General features: G+C 62.3%; 19 protein-coding genes and 1 riboswitch. Of the genes, 12 read left to right on the forward strand and 7 right to left on the reverse strand.

The features are described 5' to 3' along the window. Positions 1-37: 37 nt before the first annotated feature. Positions 38-1,141, forward strand: a complete 1,104-nt coding sequence (locus QMK47_RS03630) for a glycosyltransferase (protein ID WP_253471204.1) — start codon at positions 38-40, stop codon at positions 1,139-1,141. Here the strand turns inward: QMK47_RS03630 and QMK47_RS03635 are convergent. Next, positions 1,127-1,732, reverse strand: a complete 606-nt coding sequence (locus QMK47_RS03635; protein WP_253471206.1) for a toluene tolerance protein — start codon at positions 1,730-1,732, stop codon at positions 1,127-1,129. The two genes, QMK47_RS03630 and QMK47_RS03635, sit on opposite strands and share 15 nt — an antisense overlap. A gap of 107 nt (positions 1,733-1,839) precedes the next feature. On the opposite strand from QMK47_RS03635, the gene QMK47_RS03640 reads away from it, so the two are divergent. The 5 genes from QMK47_RS03640 (at position 1,840) to hldE (ending at position 8,083) form a co-directional block, all read left to right on the forward strand. Next, a complete protein-coding gene (locus QMK47_RS03640; protein WP_253471208.1) occupies positions 1,840-3,012 on the forward strand; it encodes an O-antigen ligase family protein in 1,173 nt (390 codons plus the stop codon). A gap of 15 nt (positions 3,013-3,027) precedes the next feature. After that, positions 3,028-4,833, forward strand: a complete 1,806-nt coding sequence (msbA, locus tag QMK47_RS03645; protein WP_253471210.1) for a lipid A export permease/ATP-binding protein MsbA — start codon at positions 3,028-3,030, stop codon at positions 4,831-4,833. 423 nt (positions 4,834-5,256) lie between these two features. Continuing rightward, positions 5,257-5,961, forward strand: coding sequence for a sulfotransferase family 2 domain-containing protein (locus QMK47_RS03650; protein WP_253471212.1), 705 nt, complete (start codon positions 5,257-5,259; stop codon positions 5,959-5,961). Continuing rightward, on the forward strand, positions 5,954-6,562 hold the full coding sequence (gene cysC, locus QMK47_RS03655; protein ID WP_253471213.1) for an adenylyl-sulfate kinase: 609 nt from the start codon (positions 5,954-5,956) through the stop codon (positions 6,560-6,562). The genes QMK47_RS03650 and cysC overlap by 8 nt, the downstream gene beginning before the upstream one ends. Positions 6,563-6,661: 99 nt before the next feature. Then, positions 6,662-8,083 carry a bifunctional D-glycero-beta-D-manno-heptose-7-phosphate kinase/D-glycero-beta-D-manno-heptose 1-phosphate adenylyltransferase HldE gene (hldE, locus tag QMK47_RS03660; RefSeq protein ID WP_214511479.1) on the forward strand — a complete coding sequence of 474 codons (1,422 nt, stop codon included), beginning with the start codon at positions 6,662-6,664 and terminating at the stop codon, positions 8,081-8,083. Between the two features lie 67 nt (positions 8,084-8,150). On the opposite strand, the gene QMK47_RS03665 is transcribed toward hldE, so the two are convergent. The 4 genes from QMK47_RS03665 to QMK47_RS03680 form a co-directional block, all read right to left on the reverse strand. Continuing rightward, positions 8,151-9,116: a metal ABC transporter ATPase gene (locus QMK47_RS03665; RefSeq protein WP_214511478.1), complete on the reverse strand. Its 966-nt coding sequence runs from the start codon at positions 9,114-9,116 to the stop codon at positions 8,151-8,153. 34 nt (positions 9,117-9,150) lie between these two features. Further along, complete coding sequence (locus QMK47_RS03670) at positions 9,151-9,963, reverse strand: aldo/keto reductase (RefSeq protein WP_253471214.1); 813 nt, start codon at positions 9,961-9,963, stop codon at positions 9,151-9,153. Then, entirely contained in the window at positions 9,960-11,135 is a 1,176-nt protein-coding gene (locus QMK47_RS03675; RefSeq protein WP_320389815.1) for an NAD(P)/FAD-dependent oxidoreductase, read from the reverse strand. The genes QMK47_RS03670 and QMK47_RS03675 overlap by 4 nt, the downstream gene beginning before the upstream one ends. A 208-nt stretch (positions 11,136-11,343) precedes the next feature. Further along, positions 11,344-11,676: a DMT family transporter gene (locus tag QMK47_RS03680; RefSeq protein WP_003197153.1), complete on the reverse strand. Its 333-nt coding sequence runs from the start codon at positions 11,674-11,676 to the stop codon at positions 11,344-11,346. A 103-nt stretch (positions 11,677-11,779) separates the two neighbouring features. Between QMK47_RS03680 and QMK47_RS03685 the strand changes: the two genes are divergently transcribed. Together QMK47_RS03685 and waaA are read left to right on the forward strand one after the other, a co-directional pair. Continuing rightward, a complete protein-coding gene (locus QMK47_RS03685; RefSeq protein WP_253471216.1) occupies positions 11,780-12,670 on the forward strand; it encodes a LysR family transcriptional regulator in 891 nt (296 codons plus the stop codon). Positions 12,671-12,692: 22 nt separating this feature from the next. Further along, positions 12,693-13,973: a lipid IV(A) 3-deoxy-D-manno-octulosonic acid transferase gene (waaA, locus tag QMK47_RS03690; protein WP_258690256.1), complete on the forward strand. Its 1,281-nt coding sequence runs from the start codon at positions 12,693-12,695 to the stop codon at positions 13,971-13,973. Between the two features lie 107 nt (positions 13,974-14,080). On the opposite strand, the gene QMK47_RS03695 is transcribed toward waaA, so the two are convergent. Further along, on the reverse strand, positions 14,081-15,520 hold the full coding sequence (locus tag QMK47_RS03695) for a TolC family outer membrane protein (RefSeq protein ID WP_253471218.1): 1,440 nt from the start codon (positions 15,518-15,520) through the stop codon (positions 14,081-14,083). A gap of 157 nt (positions 15,521-15,677) precedes the next feature. Further along, positions 15,678-15,783: riboswitch (TPP riboswitch) on the forward strand. A gap of 175 nt (positions 15,784-15,958) precedes the next feature. Here QMK47_RS03695 and thiC point away from each other — a divergent pair. Next, positions 15,959-17,848, forward strand: coding sequence for a phosphomethylpyrimidine synthase ThiC (gene thiC / locus QMK47_RS03700; RefSeq protein WP_057448676.1), 1,890 nt, complete (start codon positions 15,959-15,961; stop codon positions 17,846-17,848). Positions 17,849-18,018: 170 nt separating this feature from the next. Continuing rightward, positions 18,019-19,311, forward strand: a complete 1,293-nt coding sequence (gene cytX, locus QMK47_RS03705) for a putative hydroxymethylpyrimidine transporter CytX (protein ID WP_320389816.1) — start codon at positions 18,019-18,021, stop codon at positions 19,309-19,311. Here the strand turns inward: cytX and QMK47_RS03710 are convergent. Then, on the reverse strand, positions 19,280-20,026 hold the full coding sequence (locus QMK47_RS03710; protein ID WP_253471221.1) for a DUF3298 domain-containing protein: 747 nt from the start codon (positions 20,024-20,026) through the stop codon (positions 19,280-19,282). The two genes, cytX and QMK47_RS03710, sit on opposite strands and share 32 nt — an antisense overlap. Before the next feature lie 214 nt (positions 20,027-20,240). On the opposite strand from QMK47_RS03710, the gene QMK47_RS03715 reads away from it, so the two are divergent. Continuing rightward, positions 20,241-20,858, forward strand: a complete 618-nt coding sequence (locus QMK47_RS03715) for an NUDIX domain-containing protein (RefSeq protein WP_253471222.1) — start codon at positions 20,241-20,243, stop codon at positions 20,856-20,858. Beyond that, positions 20,849-21,301 (forward strand): DUF1249 domain-containing protein, encoded by a 453-nt coding sequence (locus QMK47_RS03720; protein ID WP_003186471.1) that lies wholly within the window; start codon positions 20,849-20,851, stop codon positions 21,299-21,301. Before QMK47_RS03715 ends, QMK47_RS03720 begins: the two co-directional genes overlap by 10 nt. The last annotated feature ends 47 nt before the right edge of the window (positions 21,302-21,348 follow it).

The following is a 21,348-nucleotide window of genomic DNA, read 5'->3' on the forward strand; positions in this document are numbered from 1 at the left end:
CACGGATCCTGGTCCGCGATAAAAGGTTTGCTGCTCGATGAGCGTTATCAATGTCATGTGGGCGGGCGGTTCGCCGTTCGCTTCGGTACACAAGGTCCATAATCAGATCCTCTCGCGGATGGAGCCTGCGATGCCTGTCAAGACGTGGCTCTTGCAGGGGGCGGCGGCTGCCTGTCGGGTGGATGTCGGGGCGGCGCTTGAGTGGAATATGACCTCGGCCCAGCTCAAGGGACGACATGTCTGGCGCCTGCTCAAGCCCTTGATGCACAGCCGTTTCCGCCAGGAATTTCTCGACAGCGATGCTCGTGTGGTGTTGCTTGATGGCGTTGGCGTGGCGCGTACCTTGTTGCCGGTCCTCAAGGATCTGCCGCAAATCCGCGTGGTGGTGATTTTCCATGGTGCGACACGGCTCAATCCCGCGGGCCGTGAACTGTTGCGTGGCTTCCCTGCCTCACGCCTGACCCTGGCCGCGGTCTCCGAAACCCTCGCGATGTCGCTCCAGGACGAGTTGGGCATCCAGGTGACTGCGCTGCGTAGCGCGTTCGATCCGGCGGCCTTCCAGTCTGCACTGCTGTCTCGCGAAGAGGCGCGTGCCCGGCTGGGGTTGCCTGGCGCAGGGGGGCGGGTATTTGGCGCCGTAGGACGGCTGGTGGACAACAAGGGGTTCGCCAGTCTGCTGGAGGCGTTTGGCCGGGCGGCGGCCAACCATCCCGATTGGCGCCTGGTGATTGTCGGTGAAGGGCCTCGGCGCGAGACGCTGCAAGCGCGAATCGCCCAGCCGGATCTGGTCGACAAGGTCTTGCTGACAGGGCATCTGGAAGATGTCGCGACGCTCTACAGGGCGTTTGATTGGGTGCTGATCCCGTCCTTGGACGAGGGCCTTGGGCTGATCCTCCAGGAGGCTGTCCTGGCTGGTGTCCCGGTGCTTGCCAGCGAACTTGCGGTCTTTCGTGAGCAGTTGGGCGACACCGGCTGGTACGCGCCGCTCAATGACGAAGAGGGCTGGAGCGAGGCGATCAGGCGGGCGGCACAGACTCCGGCCAGCGCGGTCGCGGCGGTCCAGTATCAGGCGCTGGCACCTGACGAGGCCTGGTCGAGTTTCAGCCAGACCGCCCGGCAGTTGATCTCAGGCAGCCAATAGGGCACTTTCCAATGCCTGCATTGGAAAGCTCCCGTTCAGGTTCTCCCGGGCAATATAACGAGCGAAATGTTGCAAGTTTCGGCGCGCCAGGTAGCGTGGCAGCGGCGAGCGCAGGAAGCGCATGTCTGCCACATCAATCAGTCCCAGTTTGTTTTCCGGCGTGACGACGATGTTGCCCAGGTGCAGCGAGCGGAAATAAATACCGCTGGCGTGCAGGCTGCGGATCAACTCGACCAGCGCAGGAAGGGTATGCTGCCAGCTGAAATTTTCCTGATTCGATAATTGACGCAGGGTTTTTCCCGGGAGAGGCCGATACAGTACCGCGGTCATGCCGGGTTTTTGCAATTTGTAGAAGGCCAGCACTTCGAGGGTCGGTACACCGAGCTTCTGCAGGCGGGCTGCATTATTGATGAATCGCGTTGAATAGGGCCTTAGAAGGGCCGAAGAAAAAAAACGCTTGCGGCGAAACAGCTTGAGGATATTGCCATCCTGTAGCAGATAGACTTTTGGGCCGTAGCTGTCGGCCTCCAGAATGCTGGCGCCTTCAATCAATTGATTCAAAGCGGCTTGGGGAAGCCGTGAGGATTGCATCGTAGGGAAACCTTGTTGAAAGAACCGGTGCCGTGGCGGGCCATGATGCCCAAAAGTTTTTGTTTTCACCATGCCGGCTTGGTTGGTAGACCGTTTAGGAGCGATAGATGCAGGCGACACGTTGGGCGCAGGGCTGGATGGCCTTTGGCTTGTTATGGTTTTTGCTGGCGATAGCCCTGGCACCGACCAACAAAATCTATCAGCAAGGGTTGGTTGCATTCGTCTGGTTGCCGGTAATCGTCTTCGCCTGGCCCGCCCGCCATCGGCTGGTGGAGTTGTGGCGCGCCCAAAGGGTGATCTACACGGCATTGCTGGCGTTGATGCTCTGGGCGTTGGTCACATTGTTGTGGGCCGAGGTGGCAGAGCCTGTCCGTGAAGCCAAGCGACTGCTCTACATCCTGGCGTTCCTGGTGTTTTTTCCGATTTTTGCCAACGGCCAGCCCGAGCGTGTGATTCGTATCATGCAATGGGGTGGCCTGGGGCTCGCGCTGACGGCCTTGATGGCCATCGTCCATTTCTACGGGTACACGAACCATCGCTGGGATGCTCGCCTGGAAGGGCTGGGGGAATTGTCCCATCCGATCCTCGGCGGCTACGTGATCGGATTGGCGGCTATCTGGTTGCTGCACTGGGTGCCACGTCATATCGGGCTGCAAGTGCTTTGGGCGGTAGCCCTGGGCGTGTTGGCCGTCTTCGTGGTCGCGAGCCAGAGCCGCGGCGCTGCACTGGCCTTGCTGCTTAGCGTACTGGCCATGCCAATTTACTGTCGGGACCAGCGTGCCCGGATTATCGCCGCTACGGCCCTGGTGCTGGCGATGCTGACCTTCTGGCTGCTCGAGCCATTGGTCATGGCGCGCGGTGCTTCCTATCGCCCCGAGATTTTCATGTCGAGCCTGCACATGATTGCCGAGCGCCCGTGGGGCGGTCTTGGCTTGGCGGCCGACTACCGGATTACCAGTCACGGCATCAAGTTTGATCATGCCCACAATCTGTTCAGCCACGTCACCATCCAACTCGGGCTGCCAGGGTTGTTGTTGTGGTGCATCGTCTGGTTCACCGTGTTGCGCGAAGCCTGGCGCGCCCGGGAAAGCCTGTTGGGGCGGGGTGTGCTTGGTATGTGGGTGTTTTCGTTCCTGGCGATGCAGTTCGACGCTGCGAGCCTGACCGGAACCCCCCGCGCCGAATGGTTCATTACCTGGTTGCCGATTGGCCTGGCCGGCGTTTTGACCTGGGCGCGGGCCAATTCCGGTGGCTGTGATAAAATTCCGCGTTCTTCCTAACCAGTGAGCCCGACGATGAGTGACGCACCGCCCAAAGCGGAACAGGATTCCAGCCTGAAGATCTATTTTCGGTTGCTGGGATACGTCAAACCCTACGCGGGCATTTTCCTGCTGAGTATCGTGGGTTTCGTGATATTTGCTTCGACCCAGCCCATGTTGGCCGGGATTCTCAAATATTTCGTCGACGGCTTGAGCAACCCCGATGCGGTGCTCTTTCCCAACGTGCCGTATCTCAAGGACTTGAAACTGCTGATGGCAGTGCCGCTGCTGATCGTCCTGATCGCGGCCTGGCAGGGCCTGGGGTCGTTCCTGGGCAACTATTACCTGGCCAAGGTTTCCCTGGGGCTGGTGCACGACCTGCGGGTCGAGTTGTTCAAGAAATTGCTGGTGCTGCCCAATCGCTATTTCGACACCCACAATTCCGGGCACCTGATCTCCCGGATCACCTTCAACGTGACCATGGTCACCGGTGCCGCGACCGATGCCATCAAGGTGGTGATCCGCGAAGGTCTCTCCGTGGTCTTCCTCTTTGCCTACCTTGTATGGATGAACTGGAAGCTGACCCTGGTGATGTTGGCGATCCTGCCGCTGATCGCGGTCATGGTCAGCAGCACCAGCAAGAAATTCCGCAAGCAGAGCAAAAAGATCCAGGTGGCCATGGGCGACGTGACCCACGTTGCTTCCGAGACCATCCAGGGTTACCGCGTGGTGCGCAGCTTCGGCGGCGAGGCCTACGAAGAGCAGCGCTTTACCAACGCCAGCCAGGGCAATACCGACAAGCAATTGCGCATGACTCGCACCGGCGCGGTCTATACGCCAATGCTGCAACTGGTGATCTACACCGCCATGGCGGCCCTGATGTTCCTGGTGCTGTTCCTGCGTGGCGACGCGACGGCGGGTGACCTGGTGGCCTACATCACGGCCGCGGGTTTGCTGCCCAAGCCGATTCGGCAGCTCTCGGAAGTCAGCTCCACCATCCAGAAAGGCGTGGCCGGTGCCGAGAGCATCTTCGAGCAACTGGATGTCGAGCCGGAGGTCGACAGGGGTACGGTCGAGCAGGAGCGGGTCAGCGGTCGTCTCGATGTGCGCAACCTGAGCTTTACCTACCCCGGCGCTGATCGCGAGGTGCTCAAGGACATCAGCTTCACCGCGGCACCCGGGCAGATGATTGCACTGGTGGGCCGTTCGGGCAGCGGCAAGTCGACCCTGGCGAGCCTTATTCCGCGCTTCTATCACCATGAGCTCGGCCAGATCCTGCTCGACGACGTGGAAATCGAAGACTACCGCCTGCGCAACCTGCGTCGTCATGTCGCCCAGGTGACCCAGCATGTCACGCTGTTCAATGACACGGTGGCCAACAATATCGCCTACGGCGACCTGGCCGGTGCGCCACGGGCGGATATTGAAAAGGCGGCCCGGGATGCCTATGCCATGGACTTCATTGAGCAGTTGCCCAATGGCCTGGACACCGAGGTGGGTGAAAACGGCGTGCTGCTGTCCGGCGGCCAGCGCCAGCGCCTGGCCATTGCAAGGGCGTTGTTGAAGAACGCGCCGCTGCTGATCCTCGACGAGGCCACTTCGGCGCTGGACACCGAGTCCGAACGGCATATCCAGGCCGCGCTGGACCAGGTCATGAAAGGCCGTACGACCCTGGTCATCGCGCATCGTCTGTCAACCATCGAAAAAGCCGACATGATCCTGGTAATGGACCAGGGCCGTATCGTCGAACGGGGTACCCATGGCGAGCTCCTGGCGCAGAATGGCTACTACTCGCGTCTTCATGCCATGGGACTGGACGCCCCTGCCCAGAATATCGCCTGAGTTCGGATCCCTGGCTGGGATAGCGGCTTCGATCAACTGTGGGGGCGAGCTTGCTCCGGGCGGCGTTCCGACGATAGCGGCGTGCCTGGGCCGGTGATCTTGAATGTGCCGGTGCCATCGCGAGCAAGCTCGCTCCCACAGGTCCGGCGTCGGACACAGATGTTGTGCGCGCCTCAGTGCCAATGTGGGAGCGAGCTTGCTCCGGGCGGCGTTCCGACGATAGCGGTGTGTCTGGGGCGGTGATGTTGAATGTGCCATGCCATCGCGAGCAGGCTTGCTCCCACAGGTTTGTATCGGAATCCTTACCTGCCTTGACCAACCCACAATAAATCTGCGACCCGTGACTGCTAAGGTCTGGCCACAGGATTTTCCTGGACCAACTTCAGTCATCGAGGGGGCCATCCCTCTCGCGCGTGGACGTGCATGCTGCAACGCTATCTGTGGAAGTTACTGCCCAAATCGCAGCGCTCCTTTCTGTTGGGGCGCCTGTCGGTTGTCGATCGGCAGGTCGTGAACAAATCGATGTCGGCCAATTGCCGTTTCCCCGAAGCTTTCGCCCAGCGCGGCTGCCTGTTCATCCATGTGCCCAAATGCGCCGGTAGCAGTATTTGCGTGGGGCTTTTCGATGGCTACACCCCGGGCCACCTGCCGTTGTATTGGTACGAAGAGCAGTTCGCGCAGCAGTACGCCGCCAGTTTCAAGTTTGCCTTTGTTCGTGATCCGCTGGAACGTGCATATTCGGCCTATGCTTTCCTGCGGGGCAACACGTTGGGGCCGCGCGATCATGCGGCTCAGAAACTGGTCGGCCAATACCGCGACTTCGATGATTTCGTCGCGCGCTGGCTGCACCCGGAGAACATCACCCGGCAATTGCATTTCGCTGCCCAGACAGATTTCCTCACCGATTCCCTCGGCCACCTGGCGATGGACTTCATCGGTTATCAGGAATACCTGGGCAGGGACTATCAGCGGGTGTGCGAGCATCTGGGACTGGCTGCGACGTTGCCCCATGTGAACCGCACCCGGCAGCGCGCTGCGGTGCCGGTAAGGGAAATTTGCTCGGTACGGACCCGTCGGCTGGTACGGCGGGTGTACCAACGTGACTACGAGATGCTTGGTTATGAATGAAACGTCAAAGGTATCGATGCAACAGGTGCAGATTCGTCCTTTTGCCCAGGCGCTCACGCCCGAGGATCGGGCCGCCATCAAAGCCCAGCGCCCCCGCTGCATCTGGCTGACAGGGCTGTCGGGGGCGGGCAAGTCGACGCTGGCCAATGCCCTGGAAGTGCAGCTCAACCAGATGGGCCTGCACACGGCCCTGCTCGATGGCGACAACCTGCGCCAGGGGTTGTGCCGGGGCCTGGGCATGGATGCCGAGGCCCGCAAGGAAAATATCCGCCGCATTGCCGAGGTGGCGCGCTTGATGGTCGATGCCGGCCTGATCGTCATCGTTGCGGCCATCTCACCGTTTCGCGCTGACCGGGAAGCGGCCCGACATCTGTTCCCCGAGGGCACCTTCGTGGAGGTTTATGTGAGTACCCCTTTTGACGTCTGTGCCCAGCGTGATCCAAAGGGGTTGTACCGCGAGGCCCGTGCCGGGCGGATCAAGAACTTCACCGGGCTCGACAGTCCCTACGAGGCGCCGCTTGCGCCGGACTGTGAGATCAACACCAGCGAGGTGGAGCTGGCCCAGGCTTGTGCGCGACTATCGGCGTTGCTGCAAATCTGATCGAGTCCCCATCCTGGCTTCGCGTTGCTGCCATGGACAAGCCTTCGCCAACCCTGTGCTAATATCGCGGCCCTGTTCATTTTGTATGTGGGATGCTCCATGAAGTTGTCCATGCCGCGATTCGATCAAGCCCCTGTATTGGTGGTCGGCGATGTCATGCTCGACCGCTATTGGCATGGCGGTACCTCACGGATTTCCCCTGAGGCGCCGGTACCGGTGGTCAAGGTCGAGCACATCGAGGATCGCCCCGGTGGTGCCGCCAACGTTGCCCTGAACATCGCCGCCCTCGGCGCGCCGGCTTCCCTGGTGGGCGTGACCGGCGACGACGAGGCTGCCGACAGCCTGACCAACAGCCTCAAGGGCGCGGGCGTACGTGCGATATTCCAACGCATTGCGCACCAGCCGACCATCGTCAAGCTGCGGGTCATGAGCCGTCACCAACAACTGCTGCGCATCGACTTCGAAGAACCTTTCGCCACCGATCCGCTGGCCCTCGGTGCCGAGGTCGACAACCTGCTCGAAGGCATCAAGGTCCTGGTGTTGTCGGACTACGGCAAAGGCGCGTTGAAAAACCACCAGGCGCTGATCCAGGCCGCGCGTGCCCGTGGCATTCCGGTCCTGGCCGATCCCAAGGGCAAGGATTTTTCCATTTACCGTGGCGCCAGCCTGATCACGCCGAACCTCAGCGAATTCGAAACCATCGTCGGCGGTTGCGTCGATGAACACGAACTGGTGAGCAAAGGCGCGCAGCTGATGCAAGACCTCGACCTTGGCGCCTTGCTGGTGACCCGTGGCGAGCATGGCATGACCCTGCTGCGCCCCGATCACCCGGCGTTGCACCTGCCGGCCCGTGCCCGGGAAGTGTTCGACGTGACGGGTGCCGGCGACACCGTGATTTCCACCCTGGCCGCGGCGATCGCTGCCGGCGAGGAATTGCCCCATGCGGTCGCCCTGGCGAACCTGGCGGCAGGCATTGTCGTCGGCAAGCTTGGCACGGCAGCCATCAGCGCCCCCGAGCTGCGCCGCGCCATTCAGCGCGAGGAAGGCTCCGAGAGAGGCGTTCTGGGCCTGGAGCAACTGCTGTTGGCCGTTGACGACGCCCGTGCCCACAACGAACGAATCGTCTTCACCAACGGCTGCTTCGACATTCTGCACGCGGGCCATGTGACCTACCTCGAGCAGGCCAGGGCGCAAGGTGACCGCCTGATCGTCGCGGTCAATGACGATGCGTCCGTGAGCCGTCTCAAAGGGCCTGGTCGTCCGATCAACAGCGTCGACCGGCGCATGGCGGTCCTGGCCGGCCTGGGTGCGGTGGACTGGGTGATCAGCTTCAGCGAGGGTACGCCGGAAAACCTGCTGCGCCAGGTCAAGCCGGATGTGCTGGTCAAGGGCGGGGACTACGGGATCGACCAGGTCGTGGGTGCGGACATCGTCACCGCCTACGGCGGCACCGTGAAGGTGTTGGGGCTGGTGGAAAACAGCTCGACGACGGCGATTGTGGAAAAAATTCGCAACAACTGATGTTGTGGGAGCGAGCAAGCTCGCTCCCACAGGGGGCCGTTGTCCAGCTAGAAAAGGGGCATCAGTCCTAACGAGCCGCCTTGCGCGGCACGATCTTCTTGAGCAATTGCCGGGCCTTGCCCTTGAGTCGGGTCAGGCCTGACTCCTTGCCCGGTGGCGTCAGCCCTTGTTGGCGCAGCCAGTCCTTCCAGCGAATCCGCTCGTCTCGCACCAGCCAGCCGTCCTGCTTGGCAAAGCTCTCCGCCAGGTACAGCCCACGGGTGCTGGCCGGGTACAGCTGGTCCTTTTTCAAGGTATACAGCTCGGGCATGGGTTGGCCGTCCTGTAGCGGCATCAGGTACAGGTCCGGCCGCTTGCGGTCCAGGCGCGCGACCAACTGGTCGCCTTCCAGACGCTCATCGACGTGAAACAGGCTCAGGGACTTGGCTTCCTTGGGCACATCCAAACGCAAGTCATAGATCAGTTGCAGCGATGCCGTCGGCAGGTGCACGTAGGCCCGTGGTCGCTCGATCAGTTGCAGGTTGGCGCTGCGCACCGGGCGGGCCGAGCCCGACAGGGGAGTCAGCCGAAACGGCAAGGCTTCGCGGTAATGCAGGGCGGTGGCGTAGGGGGCCGGCAGCCAGGTGTCGTTGAAACGCCCGCCAAGCCAGCCTTCCGGGGTTTCCAGCAGGCATTCTTCGGCAATTTCGCTGATGGCGGTAAGCAGTGGCAGGTTCAACTCGTGGGCCGGGACGTAGCCGGAAATCAGCTTGAGCACCACATCGCCGCGATCCTGCCGGCGCTGGCGCACCAGTACCCAATAGTCGCGGTTCTGCCAATGCAGGGTCAGGCGCACAGAAACGCCCAGGTTTGCCAACTCCAGGGAAAAGCGCTCGGCATCGGCCACGGCTACCGGGCGGCGGCGCTGCAAGGTCTGGGCGAAATTCAGCGGCATCCCGACGCTCTGGTAAGTCAGGCCTTCGGGTGTCGCTTCGACGAACAGGGGCAGGGTCTTGAAGTTGCTGGGATTCTTTCTGATGAGCGTACGCGGCATGTCGGCTCCTTCCTTAAGGCCGCGTAGGGCGGCGTCAGTTTTTACGCAGGACCTGGGCTACGGTCGCGACGTTATGGGCGAGGTGCAGCGGATTGATGGTGCCGACAATAGCACTGGCGACCCCAGGATGCTCAAACAACAGTTCGAAGCTGGCGCGAACCGGGTCTACCCCGGGGCTCAGGCAGACGTGGCCGCTGGCCAGGGCCTTTTTCACCAGGATCGCCTTGCCGTGTTCGTTGGCGTAGTCAATGACAGCCTTTTCGTTTCGTTCGTTCAGATTGTAGGTGACCATCGCACAATCGCCTTGTTCCAAGGCTTTCAAGCCACCGTCGACGGTCTTGCCGGAAAAACCGAAGCCGCCGATCTTGCCCTCGCGCTTGAGCGCCGCCAGGGTCGGGTAGACCTCGCTGTCGTTGAGGATCGCCAGGTCGTTGCCATCCGAATGTACCAGGACCAGGTCGATATAGTCGGTTTCCAGGCGCTTGAGGCTGCGTTCCACCGAGAACCGGGTATGGGCGGCGCTGAAGTCGTGGCGTGACTGGCCGTCGCTGAACTCTTCGCCGACCTTGCTGACAATCACCCAGTCCTGGCGTTGGCCGCGCAGCAGCGGGCCGAGGCGCTCTTCGCTGCGGCCATAGGCCGGCGCGGTGTCGATCAGGTTGATACCCAGGTCGCGCGCCAGTTTGAGCAACATGCGCGCTTCGTCGTCATCGGGGATCTGAAAGCCGTTGGGGTATTTGACGCCTTGGTCGCGACCGAGCTTGACGGTACCCAGGCCCAGGGGGGAGACCCGCGGGCCGTCATGGCCCAGGGGGCGATAGAGGTCATGCAGGGTCGGTTGGCTCATGGCAGCAATTGCTCCCAGGCAGGGACGCCCATCGGCGGCTTCGGCAGGTCCGGCAGTGGGGCCGGGTGGCTTGGCTGGATGCCATCGCGTTGCAGGGCGTTGACCACCCGATCGGCGAAGTCCGGGGCCAGGGCCAGTTTGGTCGGCCAGCCCACCAGCAAGCGATCCTGTTCGGCGAGGAAGGCGTTATCCGGGCGGGTCAGGCCCGACTGCAACGGTTCGGCGCGGTCAACCCGCAGCGTGGCCCATTGCGCGGTGCTCAGGTCAATCCAAGGCAACAATTGGCCGAGTTCTTTCTGGGCGGCGGCGATCTGCGCGGCAGGCTCGCGGGTCACGCCATCACCTTCGGCCAGATCGCCACCCACGTACCAGACCCATTGGCCATCGGCCGCCGGATGAGTGGTCACGGTGACGCGCGGCTTCGGTCCGCCGCCCAGGCAATGGGCGTAGAGCGGCTTGAGGCTGGGGCCCTTGACCAGGACCATGTGCAACGGTCGGCGCTGCATGGCTGGTTGGTCCAGGCCCAAGGCGTTGAGCAGGTCGGCGGTGCCGCCCCCGGCGCTGAGGACAATACGCTGGGCGCGAATCTCGCGGCCATCGACCTTGAGTCCGATCAGCTCGCCCCCTTCGCGCAGCGGTTCGATGTGCTGCCCGGCCAGCAAGCTGTCGCCGGCCAGTTCCGCCAGGCGCGCGATCACGCTCGGCACGTCCACCACCAGCTCGGCCAGGCGATAGACCTTGCCCTTGAAGCGCTTGTCTTGCAGGGCCGGCGGCAACTGGTCGCCCTTGACCTGGTCGACCCGCCCTCGCACGGCCTTGCTGGCAAAGAAACTGGTGAGGTTGCCGGCCAGGGTGCCGGGGGACCAGAGGTAATGGGCATCGGACAGCATGCGCACGCCGGACAGGTCCAGCTCACCTTCACCTTTCAGGGCTTCGCGCCAGCGACGCGGCATGTCGGCGATGGCTTCCGAGGCACCGCTCAGGGCGCCATGCAAGGCGTACTTGGCGCCGCCATGGATGATGCCCTGGGATTTGACGCTCTGCCCGCCGCCGAGGCTGGCGCTTTCCACCAGCACGGTCGAAAAACCCTGGCGACGCAGGCGTGCATTCAGCCAGAGGCCGGCGACGCCTGCGCCGACAATCAGAATGTCGGTGGAAATAACGGATGGCATGAGCGACCTCAGTGTTCAAGACGAGGGCGCAGTATACAGACTCAATGCAGAGGGAATTTGTTGGCGGTCAACCTGTGGGAGCAAAGCTTGCTCGCGATACGGGCGCCTCGGTTCCAGAGAGGCCGCGTCGTTTTCATCGCGGGCAAGCCTTGCTCCCACAGACTTCCCCTTGCCGAACATGTGTTTTCAGTCCTTTTAATCCGTGTTTTCAGTGGCCTGCAGTCTTGGAAAAGAGTTGGATCACGACAACCCCAAGCACAATCAACGCCATCCCCAGCATCGCCGGCACGTCCAGTTTCTGCCCATAAATGAACAACGCCGCGACACTGACCATGACGATCCCCAGCCCGGCCCAGACCGCATAAGCCACGCCCACCGGTACGGTGCGCACCACCAGCGTCAGCATCCAGAACGCGGTGCCGTAGCCGACGATGACCAGCAGCAAAGGCAGAGGCGTGCTCAGGCCCTTGATCGCTTTCATCGAAACGGTGGCGATGACTTCGGCACAGATGGCGATGGCCAGGTAGTAGTAGGCGTTCATGGGCGGTTCCTCTTCGACGGTTGCGTCTTTCGATGGGGCCATTCTAGAGATGGGTCAGATGCGGTAAAGTCATTACCTATCTGGAATCAAGATAGGTTGAGCCATGAACGTGCAGTGGAACCTGGAGCAACTGCGGCTGTTTGTCGGGGTCGCCGAGAAACGTTCGTTTTCGGCTGTGGCCCGGGATCAGCGCAAGGCCCAATCGGCCATCAGCAGTGCAATTGCGTTGTTGGAGACGGATTTGGGTGTGAGCTTGTTCGAGCGCAGCAGCGGCCGTCAGCCCAGGCTCACCGACGCGGGCGAAGCCCTGCTCGAAGAGGCCCGGGAAGTGCTGCGCCAGTGCGAGCGCCTCAATGGCCGGGCCCTGGCCCTGATGCGCGGGCAGGAAGCGTCGCTGCGCCTGGCCCAGGACGAAGCCATGCCCTATCAACCGGTCATCGACAGCCTGGCGGCCCTGGCCGAGCAATTTCCCACCCTCGAAGTGCAACTGGCCAGCGCCGCCCAAGGCGAGGTGGCGCGCAAACTGGTGGAGCGCCGCGCCGACCTCGGCTTGCTGTTCTATCACGACCAGATCCCCGAGGCGCTGGAGCGCCGGGTGCTGGGCAGCGTCGAGATGGTGACGGTGTGCGGCAGGGGCCATCCACTGGCGAACCATGATTATGTGACCTGCCGGGAAATGGCCCGGCACCGCCAGTTGTTGATGGCCACCCAGTCCAGTGTCTATCCCGGCAGTGAACAGGCCAGCCCGCAGGTCTGGCGGGCCGACAGTTTCTATGTGTTGGCCGAATGGCTGAGGAGTGGCCTGGGCTGGGCCTGGTTGCCTCGGCATGTGGTGCAGTACCCGGCCTACCTGGGCGACATGGTCGAGCTCAGCAGCGAATGGACCCCGCCGGCCCTGGTGGTGGAACTGGTCTGGCGCCGCGATGAACCCCTGGGCCCGGCCGCGCGTTGGCTGGCGGAACGTTTTGCCGTGCAGTTGCAGGCGATTGGCTGAAAAACCGATAAACTCCGCCGCCATGAACAGAACTCTCTATAGCGCGTTGTTTTACCTGGGGCTGCCACTGGTAGCGATTCGGCTGTGGTTACGGGCCCGCAAGGCGCCGGCTTATGCCCGGCGCATTGGCGAGCGGTTCTCCTGGGGGTTGCCGGTCATGGCGCCGGGGGGCATCTGGGTCCACGCGGTGTCGGTGGGCGAGAGCATCGCCGCCGCGCCAATGATCCGCGCCTTGCTGCAACGTTATCCACAGCTGCCGATCACCGTCACGTGCATGACGCCCACCGGTTCGGAGCGGATCCAGGCGTTGTTCGCCAACGAGCCGCGCATCCAGCATTGCTATTTGCCTTACGACTTGCCTTGCGCCGCCAAGCGTTTTCTCGACCGGGTCCGGCCGTCCCTGGCGGTGATCATGGAAACCGAGCTGTGGCCCAACCACATTCACCAATGCGCCAGGCGCGGCATTCCCGTGGCCCTGGCCAACGCACGGCTCTCGGAGCGTTCGGCGCGGGGCTATGGGCGTTTTCCCAAGCTCACCCGGCCGATGCTCGCCGAGATGAGCCTGTTCGCCGTGCAGACCGAAGCCGAAGCCGAGCGTTTTCGCCAGTTGGGCGCGCGGGCGGAAACCGTCGAAGTCACCGGCTCCATCAAGTTCGACCTGACCATCGCCCCGCAACTGCTCGAAGACGCCAGCGCCTTGCGTCGTCAGTGGCAGGCAACCGAGCGCCCGGTGTGGATCGCCGCCAGTACCCATGAAGGTGAGGACGAAGTGGTGCTGGCCGCCCACTGTCGCTTGCTAGACAGTTATCCCGATGCGTTGCTGATCCTGGTGCCGCGTCATCCTGAGCGTTTCGATTCAGTACACCAGTTGTGCGAAAGCGAAGGCTTTGCCACGGCCCGGCGCTCCAGCGCACAACCGGTCACCGCCCAGACGTCGGTGTTGCTCGGCGATACCATGGGTGAACTGCTGTTTCTCTACGCGTTGGCCGACAGCGCGTTCGTCGGTGGTAGCCTGGTGCCCAACGGTGGACACAACCTGCTCGAGCCGGCGGCGCTGGCGAAACCGGTGCTCAGCGGGCCGCATTTGTTCAACTTCCTCGAAATCGCCGCGCAACTGCGCGCTGCCGGTGCGCTGGCGGAAGTGGACGATGCCGAAAGCCTGGCCCTGGCAGTGCAGCGCCTGTTCGAACTGCCCCGCGATGCCCAGCGCATGGCCGAGGCGGGGCTTGCGGTGATGCGCACCAACCAGGGCGCGTTGCAGCGCTTGCTGGATGGGTTGGGGCGGTTGCTAGCCGGAGGCTAATCGCTGGCCTGGCCCGTAGGAGCTGCCGAAGGCTGCGATCTTTTGATCTTTCGCTTGGGATTCAAGTGTCTGGGAAAAGATCGCAGCCTCGTTGCACTCGACAGCTCCTACTGCGCCGGCCGTGAGCGCAATTGCGCCGCTGCCGCCTGGGCCAGGTCCGGCGGCAGGAAGTCGCGGTCCGGGTTGTAGTCGGGCTTGAGGTAGCGCGACAAGTCCTGCAGATCCGCCGGGCTCAACGTCCCGGCCGCCTGCTTGAGACGCAGGTTGTCGAGGATGTAGTCGTAGCGGGCGTTGTTGTAGTTGCGCACCGAGGTGTACAGCTGGCGCTGGGCGTCGAGCACATCGACGATGTTGCGGGTGCCCACCTGGTAACCGATTTCCGTGGCCTCCACCGCGCTCTGGTTGGAGATGATCGACTGACGCCGGGCCTGGACCTGCTCCACGTCGGTGTTCACTGCGCGGTGCAGGTTGCGGGTGTTTTCCACCACCTGCCGGCGCAGGGCTTCGCGTTGCTGCTCGGTCTGGGTGAGTTGCGAGTAGGATTCGCGCACCTGGGAGCTGGTCAGCCCGCCACTGAAAATCGGAATGTTCAGTTGCAAGGCCAGCGTGCGCTGATCGACGTCGCCGCTGTAGGTGCGACCAAAGGCGTTCGGATTGCTGAAACCCAGGGCGTCGTTGTCGCCTTTTTCGTATTTCGCCACGGCGTCCAGGGTCGGCGCGTGACCGGCCTTGCGTTGGCGTAAAGTGTCTTCGGCGGCATCGACGGCGTAGTTGCTGGCCAGCAGGTTGAGGTTCTGCTTGGCGGCGGTGTCGACCCAGGCCTTGGCGTCGTTCGGCGTCGGCGGCAGGATCGGCAGGGTGTGGACGATGCCCTGGAGCGAGTTGTACTGGCGGTTGGTCAGGGTGATCAACGCCTCGAAGGCATCGTCGACCTGGCGCTGGGCGAGGATCCGGTTGGCCCGTGCGGTGTCGTAGCTGGCCTGGGATTGCAGCACATCGGTCTTGTCCGACAAGCCTACGTCAAAACGTTCGTTGGACTGGTCGAGTTGGCGCTTGAACGCGGCTTCCTCGGCTTTGGTCGAGGCGAGGTTGTCCTGGCTGCGCAGCACGTTGAAGTAACTCTCGGCGCTTTGCAGGATCATGTTCTGCTCGGTAGCCGACAGTTGCAGCGAGGCCTGTTCATTCACCGACTTGGCGGCCTGGAACTGGAACCAGCGATCGGCACGGAACAAGGGCTGGGACAGCGTGGCCTGGTAGGAGCGGGCGCTGCGGTTGGCGACCGCGGAAGGCTGGTCGATGTCGGTGCGCACATTGGCGACTTCCGCACCGCCGGACAGGTTCGGCAACAACCCGGCGCGAGCCTGGGGCACCACTTCCTTCTGGGCGCCATACTGGGCGCGGGCAGCGGCCAGGTCGGCGTTGTTGTCCACCGCTTCCTGATACACGCTCACCAGATCGGTTTTGTTGGTCAAGGGCGCTTCGGCGGCCCATGCCATTGCGTTGGACGCACAAGACACGGCCAAGGCCAGTGAAAGTTTGCGCAGCATGAGGCTATCCCTAGTTCACAATGAGAGTGCGCTTAAGTGGCGCGCGGCGTAGCGAGTGTAGTTGCGCCTGGGCACGGCAACAATCCTGTATATGCGCCATTCATCACGCCTTTTGCCCTGGCGATGGCGTTCTCTCGTGGTTGTGTCTAGACTGGCCGGGTTCTTGTCGGGGTGCCTTGCTATGAGGCTGAGATCGAATAATTTCGGATCCCGTTGAACCTGATCAGGTTAGCGCCTGCGTAGGGAACAAGATTTCTCGTCACCCGGCGAGTCCTCTTGTGCTTCGTCCGGGATGTTGTTCGACCATCGATTTTCGATTTTCGAGCATGCTCGAGCAGCAAGCACAGCGTCCGCATTTTCGTGCAGGGACGCGTCCATTCGTTACAGGTTCGCTCCGACAAAAATCCACTGCCTGGATGTGTGTCTGGAGAGCCCGTGATGACGACAAAATCAAAAAACGCGACCAACCTAAGTGAATCGGCCCAGGTCGATCAGCAATCGGTTCAGCCCTTTACCCGCTCGCAAAAAATCTATGTCCAGGGCAGCCGCCCGGATATCCGCGTGCCCATGCGCGAAATCAGCCTCGACGTGACCCCCACCGACTTCGGCGGCGAAATCAACGCGCCGGTTGTGGTGTACGACACCTCGGGCCCCTACACCGACCCGAACGTGATCATCGACGTGCGCAAAGGCCTGGCCGACGTGCGCTCTTCGTGGATCGAAGCCCGTGGCGACACCGAGCGTCTTGCCGGCCTGAGCTCCAACTTCGGCCAGGAACGCCTGGCTGATCCCGAGCTGACCAAGCTGCGTTTCGCCCACGTGAACAACCCGCGTCGCGCCAAGCCGGGTGCCAACGTCAGCCAGATGCACTACGCGCGCAAAGGCATCATCACCGCCGAGATGGAATACGTCGCCATCCGCGAAAACATGAAGCTGGAAGTCGCCCGCGCCGCTGGCCTGCTGGACCAGCAGCACGCCGGCCACAGCTTCGGCGCCAGCGTGCCGAAAGTCATCACCCCGGAATTCGTGCGTGACGAAATCGCCCGTGGTCGCGCGATCATCCCGGCCAACATCAACCACACCGAACTGGAACCGATGATCATCGGCCGTAACTTCCTGGTGAAGATCAACGGCAACATCGGCAACAGTGCGCTGGGTTCGTCCATCGAAGAAGAAGTGGCGAAGCTGACCTGGGGCATCCGCTGGGGTTCGGACACGGTCATGGACCTGTCCACCGGCAAGCACATCCATGAAACCCGTGAGTGGATCATCCGCAACTCGCCAGTGCCGATTGGCACCGTGCCGATCTACCAGGCCCTGGAAAAAGTCGGCGGCGTGGCTGAAGACCTGACCTGGGAGCTGTTCCGCGACACGCTGATCGAACAGGCCGAGCAGGGCGTCGACTACTTCACCATCCACGCCGGCGTGTTGCTGCGCTATGTGCCGATGACCGCCAAGCGCGTCACCGGTATCGTCAGCCGTGGCGGTTCGATCATGGCCAAGTGGTGCCTGGCGCACCACAAAGAGAACTTCCTCTACACCCACTTCGAAGACATCTGCGAAATCATGAAGGCCTACGACGTCAGCTTCTCGCTGGGTGATGGCCTGCGTCCGGGCTCGATTGCCGACGCCAACGACGAAGCGCAGTTCGGTGAGCTGGAAACCCTCGGCGAGCTGACCAAGATCGCCTGGAAGCACGATGTGCAATGCATGATCGAAGGCCCCGGCCACGTGCCGATGCAACTGATCAAAGAGAACATGGACAAGCAGCTCGAGTGCTGCGACGAGGCGCCGTTCTACACCCTCGGCCCACTGACCACCGACATCGCGCCGGGCTACGACCACATCACCTCCGGCATCGGTGCGGCGATGATCGGCTGGTTCGGTTGCGCCATGCTCTGCTACGTCACGCCGAAGGAACACCTCGGCTTGCCGAACAAGGATGACGTGAAGACCGGGATCATCACCTACAAGATCGCCGCGCACGCAGCCGACCTTGCCAAGGGCCACCCGGGCGCGCAGATCCGCGACAACGCCTTGAGCAAGGCGCGTTTCGAGTTCCGCTGGGAAGACCAGTTCAACCTCGGCCTGGACCCGGATACCGCCCGCTCGTACCACGACGAAACCCTGCCGAAGGACTCGGCCAAGGTGGCGCATTTCTGCTCGATGTGCGGGCCGAAATTCTGCTCGATGAAAATCACCCAGGAAGTGCGCGAGTACGCGGCCAACCAACGCATCGAGGCGGTGGATGTCGATGTCGCCCAGGGCCTGGCGGAGCAGGCTGAGCGGTTCAAGAAGGAAGGTAGTCAGCTTTACAAGAAAGTCTGATTTGAGCTGAAGGGGGCGGTGTTTTCACTGCCCTCATCGCGAGCAAGCTCGCTCCCACAGTGGGTTTCTGTTGTTCACAAGATTTGTGTACGCAGCAGGCCCCCTGTGGGAGCGAGCTTGCTCGCGATAGCGGCCAAAAAAAAAACAAATATCCCTCTGAGATAACTCCCTTGAACATCCAACCCAGCACCTACTCCCCAGACACCGCCGTCCCCCTGGACAAACGCGTCTTCGGCGCTCGCGATCTGTTTTCCCTGTGGTTCTCCCTGGGCATCGGCCTGATGGTCTTGCAGGTCGGCGCCTTGCTCGCGCCGGGCCTGGGCTTGAGTGGCTCGTTGCTGGCGATTTTCCTCGGCACGCTGGTGGGCGTCCTGCTGCTGGCGGCCGTCGGGGTGATCGGCAGCGACACCGGCCTGTCGGCCATGGCCGCCCTCAAGCTCAGTCTCGGCGGCAAGGGCGCGAGCGTGCCGGCGGTGTTGAACCTGCTGCAGCTGATTGGCTGGGGCTCGTTCGAAATCATCGTCATGCGTGATGCCGCCAGCCTGCTCGGTGCCCGGGCCTTCAGCGAAGGCAGCCTGGGCGCCAACCCTCTGCTGTGGACGCTGTTCTTCGGTGCCCTGGCGACCCTGCTCGCGGTCAGCGGGCCGTTGACGTTCGTGCGCAAGGTCCTGCGCAAGTGGGGCATCTGGTTGCTGCTGGCGGCGTGTATCTGGCTGACCTGGAACCTGTTCGCCAAGGCTGATCTGGTTGCGCTGTGGGCCCAGGCGGGCGACGGCTCGATGCCGCTGGCGGTGGGCTTTGATATCGCCATTGCGATGCCGCTGTCGTGGTTGCCGCTGATCGCCGACTACTCGCGTTTCGGCAAACGCGCCAAGAATGTCTTCGGCGGTACTGCCGTGGGGTTCTTCATCGGTAACGTCTGGCTGATGAGCCTGGGCGTGGCCTACACCCTGGCGTTCGCGCCGAGCGGTGAAGTCAACGCGTTGCTGCTGGCCCTGGCTGGCGCCGGGTTGGGCATTCCGCTGCTGCTGATTCTGCTGGATGAGTCGGAAAACGCCTTCGCCGACATTCACTCGGCGGCGGTGTCGACGGGCATGCTGTCGGGGCTGAAGGTCGAGCACTTGGCCTTGGCGATTGGCGTCATCTGCACCTTGATCGCCTGCTTCGCGCCGTTGGCGCAATACCAGAACTTCCTGTTGCTGATCGGCTCGGTGTTCGCACCGCTGTTCGGCGTGGTGCTGGTGGACCACTTCATCCTGCGCAAACGCAGCAGCCAAGTGGTATCAGCCGCGTTGCGCTGGCCGGCCCTGTTGGCCTGGTTGGGCGGGGTGAGCACTTATCACTTGCTGGCCAACTTCTATCCGGACATCGGCGCAACCCTGCCGTCGCTGATTCTGGCAGGGTTGCTGCAACTGTTGCTGGGTCGGGCTTTCAGCTACGGCCGGGGAACAGCTCGGGCTTGAGGATGCCATTGAGGCGTGGGTAAGCGATCTTCAATTCGATGTGGCCCAAGGCGTATGGCGCGATGGTGCTTACTTCGTACTTGAGGATCACCCCGCCGTAGGTCAGCGCCACGTGTGGGGTTTTCTGGAAGGACCACTGTTTCAGGAACTCGGGTTCCTGATCCAGCTTGGTGCTGATCAGCCAACTGTTGTGGGCGACCTGGGCAGCTTTCCAGAATGCTTCTTCCTGGCCCGGTAGCAGCATGTCCGACAAGGTCAGCACCTTGTGTTCCTGGCGCGAATAGTTGATGAAGCCGCGGCCCGGCGTGCCGTGGGCGCCGCCGGTGTCCAGGTAGCTGGACAATTCGATGATCACCAGGCCGTCATGTTGCTCACGTACCTTGGCCTGCAAATAGCTGCTGTTGCGGGGCGCGGCGTTGCGCAGGAACTGCTCGCGATAGGCGGCAAGCGTCGGCGCCGCCGGGGCGTCCGGGGCGGTGCGGGTCATTTGCAGCAGGCGTTTTTCGACGATGCCGTCCAGGGCCGGCTCGGAGGGAAAGTGCAGGGTATCGATGTTCACCAACGGGCAGTCGGCACTGGCGCAACCTTGTTGCAGTTGTTCCGACGCGTCGCGGGTGGTTTCCAGCGGTGCGCGGTAATTGGGTTGGAACAGGCTTTGGCAAGCGCCCAGGGTCAGGGCAATGGCGGCCACGGAGGCAGTTTTGAAAAGCGACATGGGCGTCCTTCATGAAACAGGGAAAGGCGAAAAGTTACCCGCTTCGACTGCCAGCAGGACAATCAGTTCGCCACTAAGCTCATTAGAGTTCTTTCACCTTCTGCCGTCCATCCCGATGAGTGGAAAGGGGCTGCATCAAAGGGTACGGGCGCGTTAGGATGGCGCGAAGCCGAGGTTGGAACCTCGTATTGATCCATTGCACACGAGGATTGTCATGACCGATTTCGCCAACGCCGCACCGAGCACCGTGGACATCGTCAAGCGCGAGAGCTGCTTCCAGGGTTTCTACAAACTCGACCGTGTGCACTTGCGTCACGAATTGTTTGCCGGTGGCATGAGCCGCGAAATCAGCCGTGAATTGTTCGTGCGCCATGACGCGGTGTGCGTGTTGCCCTACGACCCGCAGCGCGATGAAGTGGTGTTGATCGAGCAGTTTCGCGTCGGTGCCATGGACAAGGGCGCCAACCCTTGGCTGGTGGAATTGGTGGCCGGCCTGATCGACAAGGACGAACAACCGGAAGAAGTTGCTCATCGTGAAGCGCAGGAGGAAGCTGGGCTTGCCTTCGCTGCGCTTTGGCCGATGACCAAATATTTTCCATCGCCGGGCGGCAGCGATGAATTCGTGCATTTGTACCTGGGGCGTTGCGACAGCGTGGGGGCCGGTGGCCTGCATGGCTTGGAGGAAGAAGCCGAAGACATTCGTGTGAAGGTCTGGGCTTTCGAAGATGCCTTGCAAGCCGTGCGCGACGGGCGTATCTGCAACGCGGCCAGCATCATTGCCTTGCAATGGCTGGCCTTGAATCGCGATGAAGTGAGGGGGCTATGGTCCTGAACAAGCTGCGCGATCGCTATCGCGTCGATCTGGTGGGGTTGCAGGCCGCCTGCGAGGCCAACTACGCTCGCCTGATGCGCTTGTTGCCGGACATGCGCAACGATCCGGCGCCGCGGCGTATCGCCGTGACCCACGGCGACCAGATGCTGGGTGTGTTGGCGCTGGAAGTGCTGCAGACCTGCCCCTACACCACCACGCTGCAAGTGCGCCAGGAGCACAGCCTGCCCTGGCTGCCGGTGCCGCAGCTGGAGGTCCAGGTCTATCACGATGCGCGCATGGCCGAAGTCGTCAGCGCCGAACATGCACGACGCTTTCGCGGCATCTATCCTTACCCCAATGCGTCAATGCACCAGCCGGATGAAAAAGCCCAGTTGAACCTGTTCCTGGGCGAGTGGCTGAGTCATTGCCTGGCGCTGGGCCATGAGTTCGAAGTCGTTCGGTAGTTGTGAACCGGTTCCGGTTCGCGGGTTTCCTCTTTCGATCATCCCCC

It is taken from the genome of Pseudomonas sp. P9_35, from assembly GCF_034008205.1.
Taxonomy (GTDB): Bacteria; Pseudomonadota; Gammaproteobacteria; order Pseudomonadales; family Pseudomonadaceae; genus Aquipseudomonas; species Aquipseudomonas kilonensis.